The following is a 22,619-nucleotide window of genomic DNA, read 5'->3' as shown; positions in this document are numbered from 1 at the left end:
CGAAGACTTATGCGTGAGGGCTCTCCCGAACGCATTAGTCGCAGTTAGCGATTAGTTCATCGGAGCGTTGCGCCGGCGAGTGAGTAATACACATTGTCCAAATGCGTCCCTCCTGAAAAACTTTTCACCCTCCCAACACATTAAATAACAAAAGAGCGAATTTCCAAGACCTCCCGCCTCTGGAAATTCGCTCTCTATAGTCACTCTGATTTAAACATTAGCAGTCTTTCTGCCGCAGCACTGTTTGTACTTCTTACCGCTTCCGCAAGGACACGGATCATTCGGATAAACCTTAATTTCTTTTCTCTGAACCGGCTTACGAACACTGGAATCATCCTTGTTAGTACCAGTAACCTTAGCCACCTGCTCACGCTCGATTTTCTGCTCCACATGAACATGATACAGCATTCTGACGGTGTCCTCCTGAATGGAAGTGATCATGCTGTTAAACATATCAAATGCGGCCATCTTGTACTCAACAACCGGATCTCTCTGTCCATAAGCAGTCAAACCGATACCCTGGCGGAGAATCTCCATGTCATCAATGTGATCCATCCACTTGCTGTCAATGCTCTTCAGAAGGATAACGCGCTCAAGCTCACGCAGCTGCTCTGGCTCCGGGAATTCGGACTCCTTCGCCTCGTAAAGCTTCACAGCCTCCTCCTTGATCAGATGCTTCATCTCATTCTTTTTCTTACCCTTAACCTTCTCAGCTGTAAGCGGCTCGATTGGGATAATCTGACGGAGAACACTGTTGAACTCATTCAGATCCCACTCTTCAGAATCAACATCCTCGGAGAAACACATATCTACTGCATTATCTACAATATCTGTAATCATCTTGTAGATGGCATCGCGCATGTTCTCACCATCCAGTACCTGGCGACGCTCTTTGTAGATGATCTCACGCTGCTCATTGTTAACCTGGTCGTAATCAAGAAGATTCTTACGGATACCGAAGTTGTTAAACTCGATCTTCTCCTGTGCCTTCTCGATTGCATTGGAAAGCATCTTGTGCTCGATCTGCTCATTCTCAGCTACACCAAGGGAAGTGAACACTTTCATCAGACGCTCAGATCCGAACAGACGCATCAGGTCATCCTCCAGGGAAATGTAGAAGCGGGATTCTCCCGGATCTCCCTGACGTCCGGAACGTCCACGCAGCTGGTTATCAATACGTCTGGACTCATGACGCTCTGTACCGATGATCTTCAGACCGCCGGCTGCTCTTGATACATCATCAAGCTTAATATCAGTACCACGACCTGCCATGTTGGTTGCAATGGTAACTGCACCGGCCTGACCAGCCTGTGCTACGATCTCAGCCTCAAGCTCATGGAACTTGGCATTCAATACATTGTGCGGGATTCCCTCTCTCTTCAGCATACGGCTAATGAGCTCAGAAGTCTCAATGGTAATAGTACCAACCAGTACAGGCTGCTGCTTCTCATGAGCTTCCTTTACAGACTGGACAACTGCATTGAATTTCTCTTTCTTTGTCATATATACGGCATCGTCTAAATCCTTACGCTGAACCGGCTTATTGGTCGGGATCTCAACAACGTCCATAGCATAGATATCACGGAACTCTTTCTCCTCAGTAAGGGCAGTACCGGTCATACCGCCTTTCTTATCGTATTTGTTAAAGAAGTTCTGGAAGGTGATGGTTGCAAGAGTTTTGCTCTCGCGTTTTACCTTAACATGCTCTTTCGCCTCGATTGCCTGGTGGAGACCATCCGAATAACGACGGCCCGGCATGATACGTCCGGTAAACTCATCAACAATCATAACCTCGTCATCTTTTACAACGTAATCCTGGTCACGGTGCATCAGATTATGAGCACGAAGTGCAAGGATGATATTGTGCTGGATCTCAAGGTTCTCCGGATCTGCAAGGTTCTCAATATTAAAGAATTTCTCAACCTTCTTCACACCCTGCTCGGTAAGGTTGACAATCTTATCCTTCTCATTTACAACAAAGTCACCGGTCTCGATAACTTCCTCACCCATGATGGCTGCCATCTTAGTCATCTCATGGCTGGCTTCTCCACGCTCCAGCTGCTGTGCAAGGATATCGCAAACCTCATACAGCTTGGTGGATTTACCACTCTGACCGGAAATGATCAGAGGTGTACGTGCCTCATCAATCAAAATGGAGTCAACCTCGTCGATGATACAGTAGTGAAGGTCACGCTGTACCAGCTGCTCCTTGTAGATAACCATGTTATCACGAAGATAGTCAAATCCAAGTTCGTTATTAGTAACATAAGTAATATCACAGTTATATGCCTCGCGGCGTTCTTCCGGCTTCATGTCGTTCAGAACTACGCCTACAGTCAGCCCAAGGAATCTGTGAACCTGTCCCATCTCGTCGGCATCACGTTTCGCCAGGTAATCATTGACTGTGACAACGTGAACACCTTTGCCCTCCAGGGCATTCAGATAGGAAGGCAATGTAGCTACAAGGGTCTTACCTTCACCAGTTTTCATCTCGGCAATACGACCCTGGTGAAGTACGATTCCACCGATGAGCTGTACTTCGAAATGCTCCATTCCCAGTACTCGCTTGGCAGCCTCACGGACGGTAGCAAATGCCTCTGGTAAAAGATCATCCAGGGTAGCTCCCTCTTCCAGGCGTTTCTTAAACTCTCTTGTCTTACCACGAAGTTCTTCGTCGGTTAATTTCTGCATTTCGGGACGCAGATCCTCGATTTTCTTAACGAGAGGCATGATACGCTTAACCTCTCGCTGGCTGCGGGTTCCGAAAACTTTTGAAAACATGTTCATTTAGCTTTTATACTCCTGTCTATCTTTTTAGATGCTATATTGTGTAATATAACTGATTTCATTTCATTTAAAATTATTTATTTTGTTTAACATACCAGTCTATTTTAACACTTTTTGTCATGGAAAACAATAAATATTTGATGAACAAAATATGTCTCCCATATGATATATTAAAGTAAAATGAATTTATACCCCAAATCAGCCTCAAATTATTTTATGTTTTAGGAGAATTTTTATATGATTTATCTTTTTCAGGAACTGGACTTAATTTCAAACGAATTGCTTCACCAGATGATTTTCTCATTGCCTGTTGCACGCAGGGAATATGTTCAGCATTTTAAATTGCCGGAAGACCAGAAGCGTTCTGCCCTGGCCTGGCTGCTTTTGCGTTATGGACTTAAACAGGAATATGGTTTCCGGGAAATCCCGGATTTCCAAAAAACCTCTTCTGGGAAACCATTTTTCCGTGGGGAAAATATGCCGTTTTTTAATCTCAGCCACAGCGGAAATTTCGTAGGCTGTGCCTTGCATGACAGGGAAATTGGTCTGGATATCCAGAAGCTCACCGAGCCCCGGGAATCTCTTATCCGAAGAGTCTGCACTCAGGAGGAGCTTATTTCCCTAAAGTCCCCCCAGGATTTCTGCCGGATCTGGGCTATGAAGGAAAGCGCCGTCAAACTTACCGGAGAAGGGATCACCGGAAATTTCCGGGAGATTCTCACTCTGCATCCGGATATGCACACCCATACCATCCCATTAGAAAATGGAACCGGATTTCTGGCCTACAGTATTTATGACGAAAGCAAGCTCCCTGTCCGCGTACTATCCGCCAGGGAGCTTGCTGAAGAATTACTTTAAAATTCAAATTTTTATCACTTTTTCATCAGGGAACGGATCATCCAGAAATCTGGTCACATGATACTGATCCGTTTCTGCCAGATGAAGCTGCAGCAGTGCCAGACCAATTCCAGCTGCTCCGTAAAAGCAAAAAAACAAGGGCATGTGAAAAAACTTTCGTTTTCACATGCCCTTCCTATTCACCTGTTTTATTTTTCAAACAGATATATCTCTATTAATCCTCCGGCTCGATCAGTCCGTAGGTATTCCCCTTACGCTTGTAAACTACATTCACCTGATCAGTCTCTGCATTGCAGAATACGAAGAAATTATGTCCAAGAAGTTCCATCTGGACACATGCATCTTCTGGATACATAGGCTTGATATCGAATTTCTTGGTACGAATGATCTTAACCTCTTCGTCCTCTTCATAATCCTTGTCCAGATATGCTTTCTGGAAGTTGGCAGCTGACTGCTGCTTATCTACGATCTTGTTCTTGTATTTCCTGAGCTGACGTTCAATTACTTCCTCTACAAGGTCGATTGATACATACATATCGTTGCTGACCTGCTCGGAACGGATGATGTTGCCCTTAACCGGGATCGTCACCTCGATTTTCTGTCTTTCTTTTTCTACACTAAGAGTTACGACAACTTCAGTGTCAGGAGTGAAATACCTTTCCAGTTTACCGAGCTTATCCTCTACTGCTGTACGAAGCCCGTCTGTCACTGTGATGTTCTTTCCGCTGATAATGAATTTCATGCTTCCATCCCCTTTGCTGTTTGATGGGTATATTATAACACATTACTCTTAAAATTAACATCATTTTCTGAAAAAATTACGAATTTTTTCACATTTATAAATTACCTATCAATTTTACAAATGGTATGGTACCGCCGAACAGATCCAGGGCACTTCCTACTGTCACATCCAATTTTCCTCCTGCTGCCTGTTTCAGGAGCTGGATATCCTCCACGCTTCCAACACCGCCAGCGTAGGTCACAGCATGGCCTTCGTATTTTCCCAGAAGCTTCGCCAGGGAAACTTCTATACCTTTTGCCTTGCCCTCCACATCCACTGCATGGATGAGAAATTCATCGCAATAGGCACCCAGCTTTTCCATCAGTTCCAGAGTTACCTCCTCCTCTGTAAATTTCTGCCAGCGGTCTGTGACTACATAGTATGCATCCTCTTTTTTACGACAGCTGAGATCAAGGACAAGGTGTTCTTTTCCGGCTGCATCTACCATCTTCTCCAGATTTTTCCAGGAAATATGGCCATCACGGAACACATAGGAGGTGACGATCACATGACTGGCTCCAGCAGCAAGATAATCTGCCGCATTGTCCGGGTTTACACCGCCTCCGATCTGAAGACCTCCTGGATAAGCACCAAGGGCCAGCATGGCCTGGGCTTTTGTAGCCTGGAAGTATTCAGAATCCGCACTGTTCAGAAGGATAATATGTCCTCCCTTCAGACCTTTTTCTTTATATAATGAAGCATAAAAAGCTGCATCCTGCTCTGACACAAAATTCTCCTGTGCCTGGTTTCCCTCATCCTTCAGACTTCCTCCTACGATCTGCTTTACCTTTCCATTATGTATATCTATGCATGGACGAAATTTCATGATGATCCTCCTTTTCTTGCATTTGTAATTAAGTTGTAGCTATCCTGTATTTTGCTCACAAATTTATTGAAATCATATCACAAAAAGGCGTTGAATGAAACACCTCTCTTCATTCAACACCTTTTCATTTTACCTCTATTTTTTTATTATCTTCCATTCGCTGCATTATCCACAGCATCTCCAACATCTTCTACAGCGTTGCCCACACCTTCACCAACATCACGGACACCATCAGCTACTCCATCACCTAATTCTTCCACACCTTCTCCGAGAGCACCGGAAACGGAATTGTTATTGTCTGTCACATTATCACCGGGAACATCTGCATCTCCGGCAGTGCCTGCATCATCTGGTACTGCGGTATCAGCAGTTCCAGCTCCGTCTGCACCATTATTTACGCTGTCGCCCGCGTCATCCACCATGTTTTCATCCTCTGCAGTTCCATTCTCCACGTTATCCTTATCAATGGCGTCCTCATTTGCATTATTTTGAACCTCATCCGCTGCATTGTTATTGTCATTTCCACAGGCTGTAAGCATACATAATGTAAATACCAGCAAAGTACCTATGAGCATTCGTTTCATTTTTTTCATCTCATCTGTCTCCTTTTCTTATTTTCAGCTGAAAACACGTTACTGTCCACTTTCGCGAAAATGACCGTTCCGCCTGGCGGAACTCAGCCTGCGAACAGTAAACATTGCTGTATGCTTCTAATATGTACAGATGAGAAAGAAACTATTCTGGAAGAAATTTACATTTTAAAAATCCATCAATCCGGACATTTTCATTCTTCACTTATCACTGTTGTTTCCGCACGATCCTGCCGCTTTTGGAATTTCTCCACACGTCATGGGCTACCGCAATCTCTCCGCCCACCAGCACATAATCAAATCCTGTACAATACTGGTTTGGATTCTGGAAATCTGCATGAACGCTTAACTGGTCCAGATGAAATACATTGATATCTGCGGGCATTCCTTTTTCCAGGGTACCCAGAGGGAGACCCAGCACCTGCGCCGGTTTTGCTGTCATCTTATATACAGCATCTTCTATGGAAAAAATCTTTTTATCACGCACGTAAGCAGTAAGAAGCTTCGGAAAAGCCCCGTAAACTCTGGGATGATATTTGCCCCCTGCGGGATAGATCGCATCTGAGATCAGATTTGCCCGGCTGTCTTTCAAAAAATACAGCATGTCCTCCTCTGAGGCAATGGTATCCAGCATGGTAACCTGGCAGCGCTCTTCCAGGAGAATGTCATACAGGGTATCATAAGGATCCTGTCCAAACTGCTCTGCGATCTTCGCAATAGACTGTCCTGCAAAGCTGCCGAATTTCTCCGTATGTAAAGTGCTGGCATAGATCATATCAAAGCCAGCCAGCTCCACAATGTTCTCAAAAATATCGGAAGGCTGCTTCAGCACCTTCGTAATCTCCTTCCTGCAAAACGGATCTGCCAGCCTTGCGCAGATTGCATCGGTACCGCCCTCCTGAAACTGTGGGGGAAGAAGATGTACCAGCTGGGTGGAACCAGTCAGATAGGGATACAGGTCAAAATCCACCTTCACGCCCCGCTCTGCCGCCTGGTCAAACAGCTTCAGGATTTTCACCGGAGTCCCGCCCCAGTTTTTCCGCCCGATACACTTCATATGGCTTACATGCAAGGGAATCTGCAGCTCTTCCGCCACGGAAATCACTTCCTGCAGAGCCAGCAGGATTCCATCTCCTTCATTTCGGATATGGGTGGTAATGGGAATGTCCGTCCCCTTCAAGGGCTGCAGTGCTTCCACAAGCCCATCTCTGTCATATTCAAATTCCGGGGCATAGGCAATTCCAAGGCTGATTCCAAGCGCTCCTGCTGACAGAGCTTCCTCCACAGCCTTCCACACCTGATGTAATTCTTCCTTGGAAAGCTTCCCGGAAGCATAGCCTTTTACACTGGCGCGGATGGTTCCATTTCCTGCAAGCATTCCAGTGTTGACGCTGCGCTTTTCTTTTCCAAGAGCTGACATGTAGGCGGACATGGTTGACATAATTCTAAGAGCAGCTATCTCGATTTCTTTCTCTGAAATTCCGCAAGACTCCTCTTTCTTTTTTGAGAAAAGTACACCTCGGTATCATCTGTATTTTCATCTTTTCCCCAACGAAAATCCCCAGTCACACTGCTGAGAAATCTGGCAATCTCTTTCCCAAATTTCTCCCCGGCCGGAGCCACCGAAAGCCCACAGTTTCCATTCACAACAGTCGTCAGTCCCTGCCGGTTCAAAAGCTCATCATCCCCGTTTCCAAAGGCCTGCCAGTCTCCGTGTCTGTGAATGTCAAGGAAGCCGGGGGTTATATAACCACCGGCCGCATTCAGAACACGCTCTTTTGGAAAATCGGCTGGAATCTCCACATGAGTTCCCACTTCCGCAATTTTCCCATTTTCTATTACAAGATCTCCATGAAATGGCTTTTCCTTTTTCCCATTTACGATCCAGCCATCTTTGATTATGTAGTCCATCCCGAATTACCTTTCCTCAACTTTCCTGATAAACTGACGAATACGATCATTCTTCGGATGCTCAAAAAACTCTTCCGGAGGCGCATCCTCCACGATCACGCCATCTTCCATAAACAAAATCCGATCCGCTACTTCTCTGGCAAAATTCATCTCATGGGTGACAATGACCATGGATACTCCTTCCGCTGCTACTTTACGGATAACACTTAAGACCTCTCCAACCAGTTCCGGATCCAGTGCGCTGGTAGGCTCATCAAAAAGGATCACTTCCGGATTCATAGCCATTGCTCTTGCGATCGCAACCCTCTGCTGCTGGCCGCCGGAAAGATTCTTTGCCATTGCCTCTTCCCTGCCTTCCATCCCAACCATTTTCAGCAAATCTTTTGCCTTTGCAATTGCCTCCTGTTTGGGGACTTTTTTCACATGGACCGGTGCCTCGATCACATTCTGCAGCACACTCATATGGGTAAAAACGTTAAATCTCTGGAAAACCATTCCAATATGCTGCCGCAGCTCATGCAGCGCCTGACCGGAATTCACAGGTTTTCCCATATAATTGATTTCACCGCTGTCGTAGGTTTCCAGCTGGTTGATACATCGAAGAATTGTGGATTTACCAGAACCGCTAGGACCAAGGATTGCAATCTTTTCCCCTTTATGTATGTCAAAACCGATTTCCTTCAGCACCTGAAGATCCCCAAAGCTTTTGCTGATATTTTTTACACTTAAAATAACATCTTCTGCCATTTATGCCATCCTCCTTTCCAAAACTCCTGCAATCTGGGTAAATATAGTTGTCAGGATCAGATATAATACCGCAACAGCTATGTACGGCTCAAAATAATGGAAAGAATTATAAGCGATCAGGGTTCCCTCTCTTGTCAGCTCTGTCAAAGTGATGGCGGACAAAATAGAGGTATTTTTGATGGTGGCAATAAACTGGTTTACAAGAGGAAGAATGCAGATCTTGGTTGCCTGTGGTGCCACAATTCGAAGCATTTCCAGATGCCAGGGCATTCCAAGTGCTTTGGCTGCTTCTCTCTGCCCCGGGTCAATAGCATGGATACCGGAACGGACAATTTCTGCAATGTATGCGCCTGTATTTAAAGACATGGAAAGCACACCTGCTGTCATAGCGCTGAAAGTAATGCCCAGGTTTGGCAAACCGAAATAGATCAGAAATGCCTGCACCATCAGCGGGGTTCCTCTCCAGATCCAGATGTACAGCTGTGCCAGTCTGGATACCACTTTTATGTGGCTGTCCCTCATCAACGCAAGCACAACACCCAGAATCGTACCAAAAATAAGTGTGAGAACCGATATTTCCATCGTCACTGCGCATCCCTGGAGCAGTGATGTCATTTTATCAAATACAAGTGACCATTTCAATGTTACCATACTATTTCCCCTGTGGCCAGTAATTATAGCCGGTTTATCCTTTCTTCCTTACTCTTCCGGTATTACTGTTCACTCCGTGACCAGTAACGCGTTTTCTGCATAGAAACATATCTGTGTTTTATTGTAACTGTTCAGTCCTTTCACTATTATGCTTTATTCAGCGGTTTCCGCATCTTCTGCTGCAGCTGCTTCTTCTCCCTCGCCGGAAGCATCGATCCATTTTGTCCAGAGTGTATCATAAGTGCCGTCTGCATAATACTCGTCAATACATTCATTGATAAATGCAAGCAGATCATCTTTTCCCTTCTGTACGGCAATGGCGTTCTCTGCGTGAGTAAATGGATCACACACGATTTTAGCACCTTCGTATTCCTGGGAAAGGATCTTCTGGTTCAAAAGGTCGTTTACCACAACATCCACACGGCCTGCCAGAAGGTCTGATACACATCCTACCGTATCCTTGTACTGAACAATTTCATAAGAAACATCCGGATTCTCATCCAGGAAGCTCTGCGCTACGTTATAAGAAGTTGCGCCCTCTTTTACTGCAACCTTCAGACCATCGCAGTCTGCCAGACTCTTAACGGTGTCTGCATACTCTGAATCCTCTTTCACGGCAAGGATCATACCACTGTCGCAGTAGGATTTGGACATATCCACAACCTCGCATCTTTCGTCTGTCTTATACATTGCTGCGATAGAAAAATCATACTCGCCATTCTGGATAGAAGGAACAATAGACTGGAATTCCATATCTGTCACTTCCATATCAACTCCAAGCTTGTCTGCAATGTACTGTGCCAGGTCAATATCAAAACCTACAATATTGTCGTCATCATCTCTGTATTCAAATGGTACATAAGTTCCGGTTGCGACGGTGATCACACCTTTCTCCTTAATTGCTTTAATATTTTCACCGTTTTCCCAGTCAACTGCTGCCGTGTCCTCTGTATCTGTACTCTCTGCGTAAACCGGGGTAAAAGCTGTCATAATCATAGAAGCTGCTGTAAGAAGTGCCATTGCTTTTGCTGTTTTTCTCATAATAATTTCTCCTCTCTGACTCTCGCCGGTACAGATAGTCTTCTGTTATCGTTTCCAAGATGGACAATAACAGCCTGCGCAGTTATGCTATCCCGATTTCCAGCTTTACTAACGCAAAAAGGACCGCCCTGTGGCAGCCCTTTCTGCATGGCAGAAATGCGATATTGCATTTCTCTCTTATGAAGTTTCGGTACGTTATGGAAACAAGTGCAAAAATGCTTTATCAGCAAATACTCTGACCTGCCATACCATAAACGCAAAAAACGGAGCAAACTCTCTAAGTAGTTTGCTCCGTTGCAACTTATGATGGAATTATAGCAAACACATTGCTATCTGTAAATCCATAAATTCAACAATTATTTTGTATGCATTTTACAATTTTTGTATATTTCTGTTAACCTTCGATCACGTTGCTCATATCATATCTTCCAGCTGGTTTTCCGGCAAGATATTTCGCAGCTTCTACAGCACCCTTGCCAAATACAGCCTTAGAATATGCTGTGTGCTTAAATTCGATCACTTCATCCGGTCCGGCAAAAATCACTTCATGCTCGCCAACAATAGAGCCTCCGCGAACTGCGGAAATACCGATCTCCTTAGCGTCACGTTTCTCTCTTCTCTGGCTGCGGTCATATACGTAATGATACTGGTTGTCCATTGCCTCGTTCAGACTATCTGCAAGGGCAAGAGCTGTTCCGCTTGGTGCATCCACTTTCAGGTTATGGTGCTTCTCTACAATCTCCATGTCAAAACCAGCTGCTGCCAAAACCTTAGCTGCATCCTGAACCAGTTTCAAAAGAGTATTGATTCCAAGGGACATGTTGGCAGATTTCAGAACGGCGATCTTTTTTGCACTCTCCTCTACTCTTGCAAGCTGCTCTTCACTTAAACCTGTGGTGCAAAGAACTACCGGCATATTTCTCTTCTCGCAGTAGTCCATCAGCTTATCAAAAGCCTTCGGGGAGGAAAAATCGATAACAGCATCTGCTTCCACCTGGCAATCGTCAATGTTTGTGAATACCGGATAGCTGTTTTTCCCCTGGTCTGCAATGTCGATTCCTGCTACGATCTGGGCATTTGCATCTTTCTCAACAATATTGGAAATAACCTGTCCCATATGACCGTTACATCCGTGCATGATAATTTTAACCATTTTATTTTTTCCTTTCTTACTGTAAATTAACGAGCTTGTAAAAATTATTTCAACAATCTACGCGCTCTGTTTTTCTCTGCTTACATATTACAAAGAAATCCCGTCAGCCGCTGTCAGACAATATGCTGCCGCACACCAGAGCTGACAGGCTCTGTCCGGGATTTCAACATTATTTATGCAAGCTTAATTCCATAATCAGCAAGAGCTTTTTTCAGTCTCTCCTCGTTCTCCGGCTCCATCTCACAAAGAGGCATACGGGTCGGTCCGACTTTCCAGCCCATCAGGTTCAGGGCAGTCTTAACCGGAATCGGGTTTACCTCGCAGAACAGTGCATTGATAAGAGGAACAGCCTCAAGCTGAAGTCTGGCAGCACCAGCAAGGTCTCCCTCCATAAATTTCATAACCATGTCATGTGTATTCTTCGGAGCAACATTGGATAAAACAGAGATTACTCCAAGTCCGCCAAGGGAAAGAATCGGAAGTACCTGGTCATCATTTCCGGAATAAAGCTCGAGAGCTCCGTCAGCCATGGACATCATCTTGGCGATCTGGGAAAGATCTCCGCTTGCAGCCTTGATTCCCACAATGTTCTTCACATTCTTCGCAAGAGCAACTGCTGTAGCAGGCTGGATATTGCAGCCTGTACGACTTGGCACATTATACATAATGATCGGAGTTTCCGGTACAGAATTGGCAATCTCTGTATAATGACGGATAAGACCCTTCTGGCTTGCCTTGTTGTAATATGGAGTCACGATCAGAAGTGCATCAGCGCCATAAGAAGCAGCTTCCTGCGACATCATGACTGCAGTCTCTGTGCAATTAGAACCGGTACCTGCAATAACAGGAACTCTTCCAGCTACCTTGTCAATTGCAAATTTGATGGTCTGGAGATGTTCTCCGTGTGTCAATGTAGAAGACTCGCCTGTAGTGCCGCAGATAACGATTGCATCTGTGCTGTTCGCAATCTGATATTCCAGAAGTTCTTCCAGTTTCTCATAATTTACCTTTCCATCTTCATGCATCGGGGTTACAATTGCAACGGCTGCACCTTTGAAAATTGCCATATTATTTCCTCCTATTCATCTTTATCATGAGTTCTGCTCTCTTCCAAGAGTGGTAATGGTAGTCACACTGTCCACATAATCCAAAATGCCAGGGTCTACCCGATTTCCTGTAAGTATCAAATGCATAGATTCGTCCTTCTGTTTCAAAAGCCCGACAACCATATCAACAGTAGCAATATGCTTATCCAGAAGTCCCAGAATTTCATCCAGTACCAGGAAATCACATTCCTGTGTAGCAATCACTTTACGGGCAAAATTTAAACCATTGAGAATATTGCGCTCCTCTTCAACCTGCTCTTCCTCATTCAACTGGTCGTAACAGGTCTCCATCTTTTCGAAGCGGAAGATCTTGATATCCAGCTGATCCAGTTCTTCCAGAAAGTCCAGCTCGCGCCGTTCATTTCCTTTCAGGAACTGAATGATGATCACACTTTTGCCCTGAGAAGATGCCCGCAGTGCCTGACCAATTGCCAGTGTGGTCTTACCTCTGCCATTTCCGCAATATACTTCTGTTATTTCTTTTTCCATACTGATTCCTCTTATTGTTAAAAATAATGTTACCGTCTGCCATAGATCAATAACATTCCTCGCAATGCCGTCTCCGCAAATGATACCATTCATTCAGATATCGCGCTTTGCAAATAGAAACCGCAAACTGCGCCATTTTTAATATGCTTATATTACCGCAAAACCAGCAGAAATGCAAGCAGAAGAAACTTGGAGAAAAATTGGGCTGGCTGCCTTCCATAAAGCAACTAGCAGACCATGGCGTATTTCCCGCCACTGCAGTTGGTTTACACATACTCCAGCTTGCTCACCGATACCTCATAAGCGATTCTCTTCTGTGTCTCATTTTCCCCGATTCGCTTCATGTATTCCCTGCTTTGGATCCTGCCCCAGATCAGTACATGACCGCCCACTTCAAAGGCTGAAGCATAGCGGGCATTTCGTCCCCAGCAAATACACGGTATGTAATCTGATTTTCCATAAGGTCGGTTCACTGCAAGAAGCAGATCGGCAATCTCTCTTCCCAGCGGTGTTTTCCGGTAAACAGGCGGCTTACAGATATATCCGTCCAGGAAAATCTGGTTTACCGGTGCCAGAGAATCCTCTTCTTCCAGAAATTTTAATTCCCGTGCAAATGCGGAAAGCACCAGCCGGTTGTGTTTTTCTTCATGACGGTTATAGGAACGGAACTGTCCGTGAATTTCCACATACTGTCCCACGTAATCCTGGGTAACGTCCACCAGCCTTTCAGATACCATCACCGGAATCCTGTCTTCAGAATCGCTAAGCCTCTTTACCAGAAGATCCATGGTATAAAATCCTTCTCCGTAAACCTGGTGGCTGAATGTGAAACCTGTAACGATTTTTCCCGTGATGGAAACCTGATTGTTTTCAATAATTTTATCTGCCATGTTGTAGTTCTCCTTCCTTATTTTCACTTTTTTCTGCAGACATATAATACTTGTCTTACTTGTTGGTCTATAATATCTATGAGAAAATCACCCTGTTTAGAACCAGAAATTTAAAATATTTTTTTCATAGAAATTCAAAAATTTTTTTTCAACACCTTGTAATTCGCGAAAAATGTGGTAAACTGAGGTTTTGGACAATATAAAGAAGAAACTACATTAATATGGAAAGAAAGAGGCAGAATCCCTCTGCCCGATAAAGAAAGGATTTCGATTTTTATGAAGACGAAACGCGAAGATGTACGTAACGTAGCCATCATTGCCCACGTTGACCATGGTAAAACCACTCTGGTAGACCAGCTTCTGAAACAGAGCGGTGTTTTCCGTGCCAATCAGGAGGTTCAGGAACGTGTCATGGACTCCAACGATATTGAGAGAGAGCGTGGTATCACAATTCTCTCCAAGAACACAGCAGTTCATTACAAAGACACAAAGATCAACATTATCGATACCCCAGGACATGCTGACTTCGGCGGCGAGGTTGAGCGTGTACTGAAAATGGTAGACGGCGTTATCCTTCTGGTTGACGCTTTCGAAGGCGCTATGCCTCAGACCAAATTCGTTCTGAAAAAAGCTCTTGAGCTGGATCTGCACGTAATCGTCTGCATTAATAAGATAGACCGTCCAGAAGCAAGGCCAGACGAGGTTGTTGACGAGGTTCTGGAACTTCTTATGGATCTTGGTGCTTCCGATGAGCAGCTCGACTGCCCATTCCTCTATGCATCTGCAAAAACAGGACACGCTGTTCTGGATCTGAAGGATACACCAGAGAACATGGAGCCGCTGTTTGAGGCTATTCTGAAATACATTCCGGCTCCGGAGGGAGACCCGGATGCAGACACACAGGTACTGATCAGTACCATTGATTATAACGAATATGTTGGACGTATCGGCGTTGGTAAGGTTGAGAGCGGCACTATTGCCGTAAACCAGGAGCTTACTCTTCTGAACCACCACGATCCGGACAAAAAACAGAAGGTTAAGATCAGCAAGCTTTATGAGTTTGACGGTCTGAATAAAGTTGAGGTAAAAGAGGCAACTATCGGATCAATTGTTGCAATTTCCGGTATTGCTGAAATTCATATCGGAGATACCCTTTGCGGCGGAGATAACCCGGAGGCAATTCCATTCCAGAAGATTTCTGAGCCGACTATCGCCATGAACTTCCTGGTAAATGACAGCCCGCTTGCAGGACAGGAGGGTAAATACATCACCTCCCGTCATCTCCGTGACAGACTTTACAGAGAGTTGAACACAGATGTCAGCCTTCGCGTAGAAGACACTGAGACAACTGAGTGCTTTAAGGTTTCCGGACGTGGTGAGCTTCATCTTTCCGTTCTTATTGAGAATATGAGACGTGAGGGATATGAATTTGCAGTCAGCAAGCCAGAGGTACTTTACAAAATTGATGAACGTGGCAAGAAATTAGAGCCAATGGAAATTGCCTACATTGATGTTCCGGAGGAATTTTCCGGTACCGTTATCCAGATGCTCAGCGAGCGTAAGGGTGAACTGCAGGGAATGAGCACTGCAAGCGACGGTTCCGTTCGTCTTGAGTTCCACATTCCTTCCCGTGGACTGATTGGTTTCCGAGGAAATTTCCTTACTTCCACAAAGGGAACTGGTATTATCAATACTATTTTTGATGGCTATTCTCCATATAAGGGAGATTTCCAGTATCGTAAACAGGGTTCCCTGATTGCTTTCGAGGGCGGCGAGGCTGTTACTTATGGTCTGTTTGCAGCTCAGGAGCGTGGTACTTTATTTATCGGACCTGGTGCAAAGGTTTACAGTGGTATGGTTATCGGACAGAATGGCAAGGCAGAGGATATCGAGCTGAATGTCTGCAAGACCAAGCATCTGACCAATACTCGTTCCTCTTCTGCTGATGAGGCACTGAAACTGACTCCGCCAAGAGTTCTCAGTTTGGAGCAGGCTATTGAGTTTATCGATACAGATGAGCTTCTGGAGGTTACTCCAAGCAGCCTTCGTATCCGTAAGAAGATTCTGGATTCCCGTGATCGTAAGAGAGCTTCTATTAAGAAAAATGCGTAAGGGATTATAAGAAAATAGAGCAGATAGATCTTAGGTTGAGTAAGATTTATCTGCTCTTTTTGTATATAGCAAGCTCTAAAGCTCTTTCTTTAGTTTATAGAAGTCCTTCACAGCCTTCCAGCCAATTTTCACAATCTTCTTCACATTAATGGAATTAGTTCCGCCCTGTCTGGGTTTGAAGGTGATGTCTATGAATTGTACTTTTTCTTTGTAGTGGACAAAGTATGTAGTAAACATAATGTTTGGAATATTGAAATCTTCTGGGAGTTTGTCGATATATTTGGCTACTAGGCTGGATTTCATCAGGCGGTACGGCGCATTGGCGTCGGAAACTTTTACACCGAAGATCATTCTCAGCAGAAAGCATACAACATTCTCTACGAATTTTCTGGATTTTCCGTCGCCACGTACAGCGCGGCTACCGATTATTGCATCATACCGACCCCTCTGGTTCCAAAATGGCTCGAATTCGTCAGGGTTCGTCTGACCGTCTGAATCAGTCTGGAAAATATAATCGGCTTTCTGACGGATGGCATAGCGATATCCATAAAGTACTGTAGGGCCGTGACCGCCGTTTGGCTTATCCAGAGGGACAAGAAGTGGTCTTGTAGCAGCGCATTTCTGCAGAAGTTCATAGGTGTTGTCTTTACTTCCGTCGTTAATAATTACCAGTCTGGATTCCCCCTCGTCGTTATGGCGTTCCACTACTTGGTACCACTGATCAATGGTTTTCTCAATATTCTCCGATTCATTATATGCCGGAATTACGATATATAAACTGGACATAACTTCCTCCCATTTACTGATTTTTCAAACAGGCTTTAAGCTTTAACAGCATATCTTTAACCGTACTTTATATATCATATTGTAACTGTTCAGTACCTTCACTGCTACACGCTTCGCGGTACACAGAAATCATGCTTTCAGCCCGAATTCTTCTGCTAATTTTCCAAACTGGGGCAAAGAGTTCATAATCGTGTCATACGATACACAATAAGCCAGTCTTACATATCCAGGGCAGGCAAAGGAGCTTCCCGGCACCATAAGGATATTGTATTTTTTGCCAGCTTCGCAGAAGGCTTTTTCATCTGTAACTGGAGATTTCACGAATAAATAGAACGCTCCCTGTGGCTTAATACATTCAAATCCCAGTTCTTTCAGTCCATTGTAAAGAGCAAGGCGGTTCTTGTCGTAAGCTGCCACATCTACCTCTGCATCTACGCATTTCGCGATTACTTTTTGGATCAGGGATGGAGCATTTACGCAGCCGATAGTACGATTAGCAATGGCTGCTGCTGCGATCAGTTCCTCGCTTCCGTCTGCCTCGTCTGGAATAACCAGATAACCGATACGCTCACCTGGAAGAGAAAGGGATTTGCTGTAGGAATAGCCTACGATTGTATTTGCATAATATTTTGTCAGATAGGGTACCTGTACGCCGTCATAGGCCAGTTCTCTATATGGCTCATCAGAAATCAGGTAAATCACTGTGCCAAATTCTTTCTGCTTCGCTTCCAGAATTGACGCAAGTTTCCTGATTGTTTCTTCTGAATAAACAACTCCAGTCGGATTGTGAGGAGTATTCACAATGACAGCACGGGTCTTCGGTGTGATTTTCTCCTCAAATTCCTTCAGATTCGGCTGGAATGTGGTAGTATCCGGTGAGATTTCCACAAGATTGCCGTCATAATTGCGTACATATGCACCATACTCCAGAAAATAAGGTGCAAAAACGATCACCTCTTCTCCAGGATTCAGGATTGTCTTAAATGCTACGTTCAATCCGCTGGCTGCACCAACTGTCATGATCAGATTTTTTGCTGCAAAAGAAGTGCCAAATCGACGGTTCAGGGACTCTGCAATTGTCTGGCGAACATCCTCGAATCCTGCATTGCTCATATAGCCATGGAGAACTGTCGGCTCTTCCTCATTTACCAGATCAATAATGGCCTGACGAACACAATCCGGTGCGGGAACACTTGGATTTCCAAGGCTGAAATCAAATACATTTTCCGGTCCGTAAATCGCGCGAAGGCGATTGCCTTCCTCGAACATCATACGGATTGCAGAATTGTTTTTTACATATGGTTTCATTTTTTCTGCTATCATTTTATGTCACTCCTCTTTTGCTTATTTCTTATTAAGATTTCTCTATTATTTCGTCTTATTTTTCCCAAATATAATCCATCCTACAAGTCCCAGCACCAGCAGACTCACAATCATCCACACGGTCAGCACAACCGGTCCCTTCGGGCTGAACATATCATAATATCCTTTCAGATAAATCACAACTACAATCGCCGGAATCACATACAGCATGTATTTCTGTACGTTTGCAGGGAATTTCAGCCCTTCTCCGGTATCCGCCTCTTTAATAAAGCGCTTCCAGCCCCAGCCATATTTGGACACGCAGAACATTACAAATACTACAGAACCCAGTGGAAGAATATTATTGGATACAATGAAATCTTCCAGATCCATGATGTTCGTTCCTGCTCCAAGCGGCTGTATTCCTGACAAAATGTTGAAGCCAAATACTGCCGGCAGAGAAAGAAGGATCATTGCCACCATGTTGACTATAACAGCTTTTCCACGGCTCCAGCCTTTTCTGTCCATTGAATAGGATATAATATTTTCAAAGACCGCAATTACAGTAGACAGGGAGGCAAAGGACATAAACAGGAAAAACAGAGCTCCCCAGATTTTCCCTCCTGTCATCTGGTTAAATACATTAGGCAATGTAATAAATACAAGTCCCGGGCCTGCTCCTGGCTCCACACCAAATGCGAAGCATGCCGGAATAATGATCAATCCTGCCATCAATGCGACAAAGGTATCCAGAATCGTAATATGCAGAGATTCTCCCAGAAGGGATCTATCCTTTCCAAGATAGCTTCCGAAAATCGTCATAGAGCCTGCACCAATACTTAATGTAAAAAATGCCTGCGACAGTGCCCCAAAGATCACATTTCCGATTCCGATCTCGGCCATAGCGGCAAAATCCGGCACCAGGTAAAATTTCACTCCCTCCATCGCTCCGTCAAGCGTAAACGAATGAACCGCAAGCACTACGATCAGCGCCAGAAGACATATCATCATTACTTTTGTGATTTTCTCCAGGCCACGCTGCACTCCCAAAGAGCACACTCCGAAGGATAAAACAACTACAATGATCATCCATAAAGTCATTGTACCAGCTGAATCCTGAAGTCCTGTAAAATAGTCTGCCACCTGTGCAGAATCTTTCCCGTCCAGTTTGCCGGCTGCCATTGCATAACAGTAGTAAAGCATCCATCCTGCAACCATGGTGTAGAACATCATCAGCACATAGTTGGAAACCATGCTCATGTAACTGAAATTATGGAAGTTGGCGCCCTCCGGCTCCAGATCATGAAATGCCCTTGCCGTACTTTTACGGCTTGCACGTCCTACAGCAAATTCACATACCAGTACCGGAAGTCCTAACAGCACCAGAAATACCAGATAAATGAGAATAAATGCTGCACCGCCGTATTTCCCTGCCATGTATGGGAATTTCCACACATTTCCCAGCCCAATGGCGCATCCTGCAGAGACCAGGATAAATCCCAGCCGTGATCCAAATGTTTCTCGTTCTTTCAAATCGTCCCACTTGTTTTCTTTTTCATTTTATAGTGCCTGGCAGCTGCACCTTCCAGGCTTTGTTTTTGTTGGAAAGTAATAAAAAGGACCGGTTATATCCAGCCCTTTTTCATATTTTTCCCGATATCTTATTGTAACGCGCCCACACTTTTATGTCAACGCTTTTATGTGATGGGAATTTGACGTTTTAAAGTCGAAAATAAATCATTGGTGATAATTTACGATTTTTTTCGCAGTAACAGAGACCAATGTATTGGTGTCCGCAAACTTTTATACATAAAAAGAACAGTCTCACCTTAAACACCATTTTCCAGGCAAAACTGTCCTCTTTCATTATTCCTTAACTTTTCACACTAAGTCTCACCAGCGCCCTCTGCAGCTTGGCTTCAACGATCTTGTATTCCTTATCGGAAAGTCCACCCTTGGCCAGCTTTTCCTGGGCACGCTCTTTGGCTTTTCCAGCGCGGTCGGCGTCGATGTCCTCCTGCCATTCCCAGGTGGTTGCAAGAAGACTGCAATTGCCATCCATTACGGTGAGCATGCCACCGATGCAGGCTGCACTGCGGCTGGTGCCATTCTCCAGTATCACATGGGCCTCGCCCATTCCAAGAGCGGTACAGAAGTTGCAGTGTCCTGCCAGGATTGCCAGATCACCGGTAATGCTGCGGCACACAATGCGCTGCACCTCTCCCTCAAAAAGCAGGCCGTCGGGGGTACCGATTCTAAGGGGAAATGTCCTCATAGGCAGCCTCCTTTACTGATTCTGGTTATTTTTTGCTTTCTCAAATACATCGTCAATAGTTCCGGCAAACAGGAAACAGCTCTCTGGAATACTGTCGCACTCGCCATCCAGGATCATCTTAAATCCACGGAGAGTCTCTTTCAGCGGAACATACTGTCCCGGCATACCTGTAAACTGCTCTGCAACAGAGAAGCTCTGTGACAGGAATCGCTGCACCTTACGCGCGCGGCTTACTGTCAGCTTATCCTCTTCTGAAAGCTCATCCATACCCATAATTGCAATAATATCCTGCAATTCTTTATAACGCTGCAGAACTCTCTGTACTGCACGTGCAATCTCATAATGCTCCCGTCCAACTACCTCCGGGGAAAGGATACGGCTGGTGGAATCAAGCGGATCCACTGCCGGATAAATACCCTGGCTGGCGATCTCACGGGAAAGTACGGTGGTCGCATCCAGATGGGTAAATGTGGTAGCCGGAGCCGGATCTGTAAGGTCATCGGCAGGTACATAAACAGCCTGTACAGATGTGATGGACCCCTTTCTGGTAGAAGTAATACGTTCCTGAAGAGCACCCATCTCAGTAGCCAGAGTTGGCTGATAACCTACAGCGGAAGGCATACGTCCAAGAAGTGCGGAAACCTCTGAGCCAGCCTGTGTAAAACGGAAAATATTATCAATGAAAAGAAGCACGTCCTGATTCTTCACATCACGGAAATACTCTGCCATAGTCAGTCCGGAAAGACCAACTCGCATACGTGCTCCCGGCGGCTCGTTCATCTGACCATAAACCAGTGCAGTCTTGTCGATAACGCCGCTTTCCTTCATTTCATTGTAAAGGTCATTACCCTCACGGGTACGCTCTCCAACACCTGTAAATACGGAAAGTCCGCCGTGTGCTGTGGCAACATTGTGGATCAGCTCCATAATAAGAACTGTTTTGCCAACACCAGCACCTCCGAACAGACCGATCTTACCACCTTTTGCATACGGGCAGATCAGGTCAACAACCTTGATACCGGTCTCCAGGATCTCAGTTGCCGGCATCTGCTCCTCATAGGATGGTGCCGGACGGTGGATTGCCCAGTGCTCTTTCGTCTCTGGTGCCGGAAGATTATCTACCGGATCACCAAGAAGATTAAATACTCTTCCCAGGCACTCCTCTCCAACCGGAACCTTAATAGGTTCACCTGTATCCACAGCCTTAGTTCCTCTCACCAGACCGTCGGTAGAATTCATTGCAATACAGCGCACTGTATTATCCCCGATCTGCTGGGCAACCTCCGCTGTGAGCCTGGTGCCTTCATGATCAATTTCGATGGCATTAAGAAGTGCCGGCAGCTCGTCATGACCAAACCGGATATCCAGTACCGGTCCGATTACCTGCACCACCTCGCCAATGTGTTTTTCGCTCATTTAGCAGTCTCCTTATAACATACTATGCGATGGGTCATACACCCTCCGCACCTCCAACAATCTCTGTGATCTCCTGCGTGATGCTTGCCTGACGTGCCCGGTTGTAATGCAGATTCAGCTTCTCGATCATTTCCTCGGCATTGTTGGTCGCAGCCTCCATGGCGGTACGTCTTGCAGCCAGCTCACTGGCAACACTCTCACAAACCGCGCCATAGATCAAACCGGCCAGATACTCCGGAACAATGGCATCAAATACTTCCGACGCATCCGGCTCATACAGAATCAGATTCCGGATGCTCTTTGTATCCTGTTTATCTGTCAGGTCCTTCAGAGGCAGCACCGGAATCGCTGATGGCTGCTGGGAAAGCATGGAAACAAACTTTGTATAACAAAGATCAATGTGTCCAAATTCTCCCTTCTTAAATTCCCCGCAGAGCAGATTCGCCATCTCAAAGCAGTCTGCAACAGAAACATCGGCAATTTCGCCAAAGCTTTCTGTAACACAGGCAAATCCATTTCGCTTCGAATACTCCACAGCCTTTTTCCCAATGGGAAGAACCAGGAAATCCTGATTCACAGAGGCTGCTTCCAGACATTTAAACAAGTTGGTGTTATATCCGCCAGCCAGACCACGGTCTCCGGCGATCAGTACATAGCAGCACTTCTCATTCCCGGATTCTCTGGCATATACAGAAGAAAAATCTGTATTCCCCTGTGCAATATCCACCAGAGTCTGATGCATAGTCTCAAAATAGGGCCGGCAGACTTCCGCCCTTTCTTTTGCTTTACGCAGTTTGGAGGATGCTACAAGCTCCATTGCCTTGGTAATCTGCATAGTGCTCTGCACACTTTTGATCCGCAGCTTTACCGCTTTCATGTTTGCAGCCATAAAAAGTCC

The 22,619-nt window shown here is 45.2% G+C and carries 22 protein-coding genes; 2 read left to right on the top strand and 20 right to left on the bottom strand.

Features of this window, described 5'->3' with window-relative positions:
* Positions 1–210: 210 nt before the first annotated feature.
* Positions 211–2,787, bottom strand: a complete 2,577-nt coding sequence (gene secA, locus DW904_RS15060) for a preprotein translocase subunit SecA (protein WP_118582194.1) — start codon at positions 2,785–2,787, stop codon at positions 211–213.
* Positions 2,788–3,024: 237 nt separating this feature from the next.
* Between secA and DW904_RS15055 the strand changes: the two genes are divergently transcribed.
* On the top strand, positions 3,025–3,645 hold the full coding sequence (locus tag DW904_RS15055; RefSeq protein WP_118582191.1) for a 4'-phosphopantetheinyl transferase superfamily protein: 621 nt from the start codon (positions 3,025–3,027) through the stop codon (positions 3,643–3,645).
* Positions 3,646–3,648: 3 nt separating this feature from the next.
* Here DW904_RS15055 and DW904_RS22975 read toward each other — a convergent pair whose 3' ends face one another.
* The 13 genes from DW904_RS22975 to DW904_RS14995 form a co-directional block, all read right to left on the bottom strand.
* The gene (locus DW904_RS22975) at positions 3,649–3,789 is read right to left on the bottom strand and encodes a hypothetical protein (RefSeq protein ID WP_202187736.1); all 141 of its coding nucleotides are present in this window, start codon (positions 3,787–3,789) and stop codon (positions 3,649–3,651) included.
* 70 nt (positions 3,790–3,859) lie between these two features.
* Positions 3,860–4,387 (bottom strand): ribosome-associated translation inhibitor RaiA, encoded by a 528-nt coding sequence (gene raiA, locus DW904_RS15050; protein WP_118582188.1) that lies wholly within the window; start codon positions 4,385–4,387, stop codon positions 3,860–3,862.
* A 94-nt stretch (positions 4,388–4,481) separates the two neighbouring features.
* Entirely contained in the window at positions 4,482–5,252 is a 771-nt protein-coding gene (hisA, locus tag DW904_RS15045; RefSeq protein WP_118582185.1) for a phosphoribosylformimino-5-aminoimidazole carboxamide ribotide isomerase, read from the bottom strand.
* 146 nt (positions 5,253–5,398) lie between these two features.
* On the bottom strand, positions 5,399–5,845 hold the full coding sequence (locus DW904_RS15040) for a hypothetical protein (protein WP_118582182.1): 447 nt from the start codon (positions 5,843–5,845) through the stop codon (positions 5,399–5,401).
* Between the two features lie 205 nt (positions 5,846–6,050).
* Complete coding sequence (locus DW904_RS15035; RefSeq protein WP_118582179.1) at positions 6,051–7,283, bottom strand: amidohydrolase family protein; 1,233 nt, start codon at positions 7,281–7,283, stop codon at positions 6,051–6,053.
* A 14-nt stretch (positions 7,284–7,297) separates the two neighbouring features.
* Positions 7,298–7,753: a hypothetical protein gene (locus tag DW904_RS15030; protein WP_118582176.1), complete on the bottom strand. Its 456-nt coding sequence runs from the start codon at positions 7,751–7,753 to the stop codon at positions 7,298–7,300.
* Between the two features lie 6 nt (positions 7,754–7,759).
* Positions 7,760–8,500, bottom strand: a complete 741-nt coding sequence (locus DW904_RS15025) for an amino acid ABC transporter ATP-binding protein (RefSeq protein WP_118582173.1) — start codon at positions 8,498–8,500, stop codon at positions 7,760–7,762.
* Positions 8,501–9,151, bottom strand: a complete 651-nt coding sequence (locus tag DW904_RS15020) for an amino acid ABC transporter permease (protein ID WP_118582170.1) — start codon at positions 9,149–9,151, stop codon at positions 8,501–8,503. It lies immediately after the preceding gene.
* A 153-nt stretch (positions 9,152–9,304) separates the two neighbouring features.
* The gene (locus DW904_RS15015) at positions 9,305–10,192 is read right to left on the bottom strand and encodes a transporter substrate-binding domain-containing protein (RefSeq protein ID WP_118582167.1); all 888 of its coding nucleotides are present in this window, start codon (positions 10,190–10,192) and stop codon (positions 9,305–9,307) included.
* Positions 10,193–10,586: 394 nt separating this feature from the next.
* A complete protein-coding gene (dapB, locus tag DW904_RS15010) occupies positions 10,587–11,345 on the bottom strand; it encodes a 4-hydroxy-tetrahydrodipicolinate reductase (protein ID WP_118582164.1) in 759 nt (252 codons plus the stop codon).
* A gap of 173 nt (positions 11,346–11,518) precedes the next feature.
* Positions 11,519–12,412 (bottom strand): 4-hydroxy-tetrahydrodipicolinate synthase, encoded by an 894-nt coding sequence (dapA, locus tag DW904_RS15005; RefSeq protein WP_118582161.1) that lies wholly within the window; start codon positions 12,410–12,412, stop codon positions 11,519–11,521.
* A 24-nt stretch (positions 12,413–12,436) separates the two neighbouring features.
* On the bottom strand, positions 12,437–12,940 hold the full coding sequence (locus DW904_RS15000; protein WP_118582158.1) for a cob(I)yrinic acid a,c-diamide adenosyltransferase: 504 nt from the start codon (positions 12,938–12,940) through the stop codon (positions 12,437–12,439).
* Between the two features lie 266 nt (positions 12,941–13,206).
* Positions 13,207–13,830, bottom strand: coding sequence for a single-stranded DNA-binding protein (locus DW904_RS14995; RefSeq protein WP_118582155.1), 624 nt, complete (start codon positions 13,828–13,830; stop codon positions 13,207–13,209).
* Between the two features lie 276 nt (positions 13,831–14,106).
* Between DW904_RS14995 and typA the strand changes: the two genes are divergently transcribed.
* Positions 14,107–15,942: a translational GTPase TypA gene (typA, locus tag DW904_RS14990; protein WP_118582152.1), complete on the top strand. Its 1,836-nt coding sequence runs from the start codon at positions 14,107–14,109 to the stop codon at positions 15,940–15,942.
* A 75-nt stretch (positions 15,943–16,017) separates the two neighbouring features.
* Here the strand turns inward: typA and DW904_RS14985 are convergent, their stop codons facing one another.
* The 6 genes from DW904_RS14985 to atpG form a co-directional block, all read right to left on the bottom strand.
* Positions 16,018–16,728, bottom strand: coding sequence for a glycosyltransferase family 2 protein (locus tag DW904_RS14985; RefSeq protein ID WP_118582149.1), 711 nt, complete (start codon positions 16,726–16,728; stop codon positions 16,018–16,020).
* A 129-nt stretch (positions 16,729–16,857) separates the two neighbouring features.
* The gene (locus DW904_RS14980) at positions 16,858–18,051 is read right to left on the bottom strand and encodes a pyridoxal phosphate-dependent aminotransferase (protein ID WP_118582146.1); all 1,194 of its coding nucleotides are present in this window, start codon (positions 18,049–18,051) and stop codon (positions 16,858–16,860) included.
* A 45-nt stretch (positions 18,052–18,096) separates the two neighbouring features.
* Positions 18,097–19,563, bottom strand: coding sequence for a sodium-dependent transporter (locus tag DW904_RS14975; RefSeq protein ID WP_118582143.1), 1,467 nt, complete (start codon positions 19,561–19,563; stop codon positions 18,097–18,099).
* Between the two features lie 340 nt (positions 19,564–19,903).
* Entirely contained in the window at positions 19,904–20,305 is a 402-nt protein-coding gene (atpC, locus tag DW904_RS14970) for an ATP synthase F1 subunit epsilon (RefSeq protein WP_118582140.1), read from the bottom strand.
* A gap of 12 nt (positions 20,306–20,317) precedes the next feature.
* Entirely contained in the window at positions 20,318–21,721 is a 1,404-nt protein-coding gene (gene atpD / locus DW904_RS14965; RefSeq protein ID WP_118582137.1) for a F0F1 ATP synthase subunit beta, read from the bottom strand.
* A gap of 34 nt (positions 21,722–21,755) precedes the next feature.
* Positions 21,756–22,610 (bottom strand): ATP synthase F1 subunit gamma, encoded by an 855-nt coding sequence (gene atpG, locus DW904_RS14960; protein ID WP_118582134.1) that lies wholly within the window; start codon positions 22,608–22,610, stop codon positions 21,756–21,758.
* Positions 22,611–22,619 lie beyond the last annotated feature (9 nt).

The organism is Ruminococcus sp. AM42-11 (assembly GCF_003480145.1).
Classification (GTDB): domain Bacteria; phylum Bacillota; class Clostridia; order Lachnospirales; family Lachnospiraceae; genus Blautia_A; species Blautia_A faecis.
The sequence above is the reverse complement of the archived record's forward strand: the minus strand, read 5'-3'. Positions and strand labels throughout refer to the sequence as shown.